Source organism: Clostridium brassicae (assembly GCF_026738875.1).
In the GTDB taxonomy this organism is placed as follows: domain Bacteria; phylum Bacillota; class Clostridia; order Clostridiales; family Clostridiaceae; genus Clostridium_H; species Clostridium_H brassicae.
The window spans coordinates 1-6,962 of the sequence record NZ_JAPQFJ010000045.1; the positions used below are offsets into that span (position 1 = coordinate 1).

At 28.9% G+C, this 6,962-nt stretch carries 6 protein-coding genes, 1 tRNA gene and 1 rRNA gene; all 8 read left to right on the forward strand.

All coding sequences use genetic code 11. The annotated features are described in order from the left end of the window. The first annotated feature begins 6 nt into the window (after positions 1–6). A 5S ribosomal RNA gene (gene rrf, locus OW729_RS19060) occupies positions 7–123 on the forward strand. Positions 124–130: 7 nt separating this feature from the next. After that, positions 131–206 (forward strand) — tRNA-Lys (locus OW729_RS19065). Between the two features lie 101 nt (positions 207–307). Next, on the forward strand, positions 308–457 hold the full coding sequence (locus OW729_RS19070) for a hypothetical protein (RefSeq protein WP_268063118.1): 150 nt from the start codon (positions 308–310) through the stop codon (positions 455–457). A 184-nt stretch (positions 458–641) separates the two neighbouring features. Further along, complete coding sequence (locus tag OW729_RS19075) at positions 642–1,778, forward strand: mechanosensitive ion channel family protein (RefSeq protein WP_268063119.1); 1,137 nt, start codon at positions 642–644, stop codon at positions 1,776–1,778. A gap of 321 nt (positions 1,779–2,099) precedes the next feature. Beyond that, positions 2,100–3,035, forward strand: coding sequence for an N-acetylmuramoyl-L-alanine amidase family protein (locus tag OW729_RS19080; protein WP_268063120.1), 936 nt, complete (start codon positions 2,100–2,102; stop codon positions 3,033–3,035). A 340-nt stretch (positions 3,036–3,375) separates the two neighbouring features. Further along, positions 3,376–4,050: a helix-turn-helix transcriptional regulator gene (locus tag OW729_RS19085; RefSeq protein WP_268063121.1), complete on the forward strand. Its 675-nt coding sequence runs from the start codon at positions 3,376–3,378 to the stop codon at positions 4,048–4,050. A 166-nt stretch (positions 4,051–4,216) separates the two neighbouring features. Continuing rightward, entirely contained in the window at positions 4,217–5,596 is a 1,380-nt protein-coding gene (locus OW729_RS19090; protein ID WP_268063122.1) for a tryptophanase, read from the forward strand. Positions 5,597–5,851: 255 nt separating this feature from the next. After that, positions 5,852–6,962 (forward strand): sodium-dependent transporter (locus tag OW729_RS19095; protein ID WP_268063123.1); only part of this gene is annotated, 1,111 nt, incomplete at its 3' end.

Here is a 6,962-nt window from a genome sequence, read left to right on the forward strand (position 1 = left end):
ATAGCATCTGGTGGTTATGGCTTGAAGGTAACACCCGTTCCCATTCCGAACACGAAGGTTAAGCTTCAAAGCGCCGATGGTACTGCACTGGAGACGGTGTGGAAGAGTAGGTCGCCGCCGGGTAAGATATGATTCACTAGCTCAGTCGGTAGAGCACTTGACTTTTAATCAAGTTGTCCGGGGTTCGATTCCCCGGTGGATCACCAAGACATCTCAATTTGAGATGTTTTTTTATTATATAAATTATTTTAATAATTTATATTTGAAAGGGAAAAATACTCTTAGAAAGTAGAAAGGAGTATTTTATATGAAAGATAGAGAAGATAAAAGTATTAAAAATAAAGATAAAAATAGCACTAACTCTAAATTACTTCAGCTAATAGATGAAAGTGAACTACATGGTGAAGAATTCTATAAATCTACTCAGATAACAACTAATTATTATTATAAAAAATAAGGAACTATAAGGAACTCTAAGGAGTTCTTTTTATATTCGGCTATGTTTTAATAAATGTTTACTTATTATAGATGTAAAATTAATTTTAAATTTATATTATAGTTTATTAAATTATTACTAATTATACTTGAGAAAAACTAGTAGGTCTATTAAAATATTTAATGTAAAGTCGGAGGTGAAGAATATGGATGATGTACAACAAGCGTTTAATCAAGCGGAGCAGAAAATAAATTTTATAGCAGATAAGTTTACTTTTAATACTATAAAATATATAGGCATAGGTATAGGTATATTTTTCATTTTCCTTTTATTAAGAAAAATATTTACAAATTATATACTTAAAGGGTTATTAAAAATTACGGCTAGGACTAGGACAAATTTGGATCGTAAAATAATAGCTGCATTTCAGGAGCCTATGAGAGCATTATTTGTTGTTTTAGGAGCATATTTTGCAATACTATTTTTTGGAAGAGCCTTTGGATACAATCTTCATACAGTTACAGGAATAATTAACTTATTTAAATCTATCATTATTATATTGTTTGCATGGGCATGTTATAATTTAACAACAGAACATTCTGTTTTATATGAAGAGCTATCGGAAATTTTTAATATCAAACTAGATAAGATAATTTTCCCTTTTATATCAAAAATACTTCAAATAATGATTATTGCTTTAGCTATATGTATCATATTTGCTATATGGGATTATAATATCAGCGGTTTTGTTGCTGGACTTGGAGTTGGTGGAGCAGCTTTGGCCTTTGCAGCAAAGGATGCTCTTTCAAATATATTTGGAGGTTTTGTTATTATATTAGATAAGCCTTTTTCAATTGGAGATTATATAAAAACTGCAAATGTAGAAGGAATAGTAGAAGATATAACTATAAGAAGTACTAGAATAAGAACTTTAGATAAAGCTTTAGTTACAGAGCCTAATTCCACCCTATCTAATTCAGCTATAATTAATTGGACGAAAAGGGATATGAGAAGAATAAATTTTACTCTTGGAGTTACTTATGATACATCAAAAGATAAATTAAAAGTATGTGTGGAAAGTATAAAGCAAATGCTTATAGATGATCCAGAAATTAATGATGAAACTATTTTAGTATATTTTGATGGATTTAATCAAAGTAGTTTAGATATATTCATATACTGTTTTGCTAATACTGCAGAATGGGATAAATATATGCAAGTTAAGCAGAATGTAAATTTTAAAATCATGGATATTTTAAGTAGGGAAGGTGTATCAGCAGCTTTCCCTAGTACCAGTGTATATTTTGAAACACCTTTAATAAATTCAAAGCTAGAAAAATAGCTAAATAAAAATTTATATTAAATGAGTAGTATACAACAAATCTATATAAGAGGGTTAGCTAAAATAGTGTGATATATTTATTAATTTCTAATTTAAAGAATTAAGATATTATATCTAAAGTTTATTTTTGGCTAACCCTCTATTTTTTATACTATGTTGTTTTTATGATACAATAACATAGTATATTATAATTACTAATTGTAACTATAAAATATTCAAAGAAAAGATATAAATACAAAGATAAGTTATATATTAAATATTATGCGGAATAGATAAAAAATCCAATAGTATAAATTGATAATTAGAATGGGGTATAAGTTTATGAAAAAACTAAAAGGTATATCAATAATTATAGCAATGACTGCTTTATTTTCTGCATGTGGAAGTAAAGAATCTGCAAGTAATGATGAACAAGATAAAAAAGTTAGCATAGAAAATAGTACCCTTTTACAAGAAAAAAATTCTCAGCAAATAGAGAAAAATATAAGTAAGAGTGATGAAAATAGTAGCAAAGACAGTAGTATAAAAAACAATTTACAAGATAATAAAAAAAACAAACAAAATTTGAATGAGAATAGTTCTTTGAAGAAAGAGAATAAAAATAATACATCATCACAAGATAAATTAAAAAATAAAATTATAGTTATAGATCCTGGACATGCAAGTAAAGCTGATACTAGTAAGGAACCTGAAGCACCTAATTCATCTAAGCTTAAGTATAAACAAACTGGAGGAGCACAGGGTGTTACAACTAAAACACCAGAATATGAAATAAATATGAAGGTAGCTCAAAAATTAAAAAACAGACTAGAATTAAAAGGATACAATGTAATAATGACAAAAACTGACAATGATAAAACTATGAGTAATATAGCAAGAGCTAAAGTAGGCAATAATTCTAATGCTGCTTTGGTATTAAGAATTCATGCAGATTCTGCTGAGAGTAGCTTAGTAAAAGGAGCATCTATTCTTGTTCCAGCTAAAAATGATTATACTAAAGGTTTTTATAATGAAAGTAAGAATTTTGGAAAAGTTATATTAGACTCTTTAATTAATGAAGTAGGTATGAAAAACAGAGGTGTGGTAGAACGAGGAGATATTACAGGTTTTAATTGGTCTACTGTACCTGTTGTTTTAGTAGAAATGGGCTTTCTATCAAATCCACAAGAAGATAGGCTTTTGAGTAGTAGTGATTATCAAGAAAAAATATCAGAAGGTATTACGAAAGGTATAGAAAAAATATATAACACTAAATGATATAGTATAGTGCATAATAACTTTAATAAATACTATCTATATTGTGTACTATAGATAGTATTTATTAGTTGATTAAATTTTAGTTTGAAAATTATACTAAAAATATAATATTTTCCATTATCATAATATTAAATTTATACTTAAAGTAAATATAATTAGAAAAAATATTCAGAAAATATAAAAAATTATTATTTTGACTATTGTAATTTTTTATTAAACATGCTATTATTATCTCAAGATAAGAAAAAATTATCACCGTGTTAAAAAAACATTATAGATAAAAATAATTTTTATATTGATAAATTTAATATCAAATAGACAAATACGTGGAGGCAAATAAATGAAAAAAAACATAAGTGATGATCAGTTGTTGCAGTCTTTTATACCATTAGTAAATTTTTTAGGAGAAGCAATGGGAAACAACTGTGAAATAGCTCTACATGACGCAAGAAACCTTGAAAATTCTTTAATTGCTATTGCAAACAGTGATGGAATTAGTTCAAGAAAACTAGGAAGCCCTTTAACAGATTTAGGGTTAAAAGTAATTAAAGAAGATTTTTTTAAAGATAAAAATTATATTTGTAAATATCCTTCTAGAACTAAGGATGGAAAAATATTAAGATCTTCAACTTTTTTTATAAAAAATGATAATGGTGATGTCATAGGACTTTTATGTATAAGTATAAATATTTCCGATTTTATTCAAGCAGCTAATTTTTTAAATAAGTTTTTATCTGAAATAAGTGGAGGACCTGAAAGAAATCTAGCTGAAGAAAAAGCTCCTGTGTCTGATAAATTAAGTGGATCCATAGAAGAACTGGTAATTCATATTATAGAGGATACTTTATCTGAAATAGGTATTCCACCTGAAAGAATGTCACCTGAGGAGAAAATGAGTATAGTTCATAAATTAGATGAAAGAGAGGTATTTTTATTAAAAGGAGCTGTATCACAAGTAGCAAATCAATTGAAAACATCAGAAAATACTATTTATAGATATTTAAACAAAAAATAGCGAGAATTTGTCAGGAATTTTATTTTATGATTCCTGACATGTAATAAAAAAACGTAGCATAAGTTCAAGTACCTATCATTTTAATATTTAAAGCTAAAGTAAACGTTATCAATAATTATTAAAATAATTAATTATATAAAATAAATAAATTTGGGAGGTATTTACTATGAAAAGAAAACCAGAGCCATTTAAAATTAAGATGGTAGAACCATTAAAGATGACAACTAGAGAGCAGAGAGAGGAAGCTTTAATACAAGCAGGATATAATCCTTTCTTACTTAAATCAAAGGATGTATATATAGATCTTTTAACAGATAGTGGAACAGGTGCTATGAGTGATAATCAATGGGCTGGACTTATGTTAGGTGATGAAGCTTATGCTGGAAGTAAAAGCTATTATCATATAGTAGATGCTGTTCAAGATATTTTTGGATATAAATATGTTGTGCCAACTCATCAAGGAAGAGGTGCTGAACAAGTTTTATTTCCAAATCTTATAAAGAAAAAAGGACAATATGTTCTTGGAAATATGCACTTTGATACTACAAAAGCTCATATAGAATTAAATGGTGGTAGAGCATTAAATTTTGTAACAGAAAAAGCATTTGATACTACTACTTACTATGATTGGAAAGGAAATTTTGATTTAGAAAAACTAGAAAATTTCATAAAAGAAAAAGGTGCTGAAGAAATAGCTTTTATACTTATGACAATTACATGTAATAGTTCTGGTGGAGAGCCAGTAGCAATGGCAAATTTAAGGGCAGTTAGCGAAATAGGAAAGAAATATGGAATTAGAGTATTTATAGATGCTGCAAGATTTGCTGAAAATGCTTACTTTATAAAGAAGAGAGAAGAAGGTTATGCAGATAAGAGTATAAAAGAAATTGTTACAGAAATGTTCTCATATGCTGAAGGTTTCACAATGAGTGCTAAGAAAGATGCTATAGTAAATATAGGTGGATTATGCGGTGTTAAAGAAGATGAAGAATTGTTTACAGCAGTTAGATCAAGAGTAGTTCCAATGGAAGGTTTCGTAACTTATGGTGGACTTGCTGGAAGAGATATGGAATGTTTAGCTAGAGGATTATATGAAGGAATAGATGAAGATTATCTTGACTATAGAATTTCCCAGGTTGAGTATTTAGGTGAAAGATTAAGAGAAGCTGGAATTCCAATTCAATATCCAACAGGAGGACACGCTGTTTTTGTAGATGCTAAAAAAATACTTCCTCATATACCATATCATCAATTCCCAGCTCAAGTATTATGTAACGCAATATATCTTGAATCAGGAGTTAGACCTGTTGAAGTAGGCTCATTCTTACTTGGAAGAGATCCTGAAACAGGTGAACCTCTAGAATCACCACTTGAATTAGTAAGACTCACAATTCCAAGAAGAGTATATACTAATGATCATATGGATGTAGTTGCAGAAGCTATAATATCTGTTAAAGACAAGGCTGCATCATTAAAAGGATTAGAGTTTACTTATGAACCTAAAGTTCTAAGACACTTTACTGCAAGATTAAAACCAATAGAATAGTTCCTACCCTAAATAAACCATTCTATTGGCATTTTACTAAGTGGCGATTGCAAAATAAGTGATTAGGTTAATTTTGCAATCGCTTTTTAAAATAAAGCAATAGTAAACCTTTACATTATATCTTATATATATATAAATGTCAAATCTATAAAAACACATTACAATAATCTGTAAATAATAAATTTCCCAATATGATCAGACTTTCATGTATTAATTATATTATTTTTAAAATTGAATATTAGGAGGAAACCATATATGGAAAATCAAAATAGAGACTCTTGGGGGTCAAGGTTTGGTTTTATAATGGCAACTATTGGAGCTGCAGTTGGATTAGGTAACTTATGGAGATTTCCATACACAGCCTATGCAAATGGAGGAGGAGCGTTTTTATTTCCTTATTTCGTAGCCTTATTAACAGCTGGTGTACCACTTATGATATTAGAATTTGGATTTGGAAGTAAAATGAGAGGTGCTAATACATTAGCTTATGCAAAACTAGGCAGAAAATGGGAATGGCTTGGTTGGTGGCCTGTAATGATTCCTTTAATAGTTGTTACTTTCTATTCTGTTATTATATCTTGGAGTATAAATTACTTTGTATTAGCTTTCAAAGGTGGATGGGGAACTGATCCTAACGCTTTCTTTGGCGGGGAGTTTTTAAAAGTTAGTAGCGGTGCTCTAGAATTTGGTGGTATAAGAGGCAACATAGCTATTGCAGTAGCGATTGTATGGTTTTTAAATTATTATATTACAAAGAAGGGAATTTCAGGGGGGATAGAAAAAGCATGTAAATTTATAACTCCAACATTAGCAATATTAATGCTTTTGATGACAATTAGAGGATTAACACTTCCTGGATCAGCAAAGGGGTTAAATTGGTTTTTAAAACCTGATTTTTCTAAGATAGCCAATCCTAGAATATGGGTATCAGCATATGCACAGGTATTCTTCTCTACTACTTTAGCAGTAGGAGTTATGGTAGCATATTCAAGTTATTTGCCTAGGAAATCAGATGTTGTAAACAATGCATTTATAACAGTTTTTGCAAATGCTAGTTTTGATTTTTTGGCAGGTTTATGCGTATTTAGCACATTAGGATATGCATGTTATGCATCAGGACTTCCAATGGATAAAGTTATTCAAGCAGGTCCAGGAATAGCTTTTGTAGCTTTCCCAAATGCTATTAATTTAATGCCTGGTGGTCCAGTAGTTAGAGGTATAATAGGAGCTGGATTCTTTTTATGCTTAATAATTGCAGGGATATCTTCAAGTATATCAATGGTAGAGTCTTTTACTTCAGCTTTTTTAGATAAATATATTAATACATCAAGAGATAAATTAGTTAGGAATATTTGCTTAATTGGAT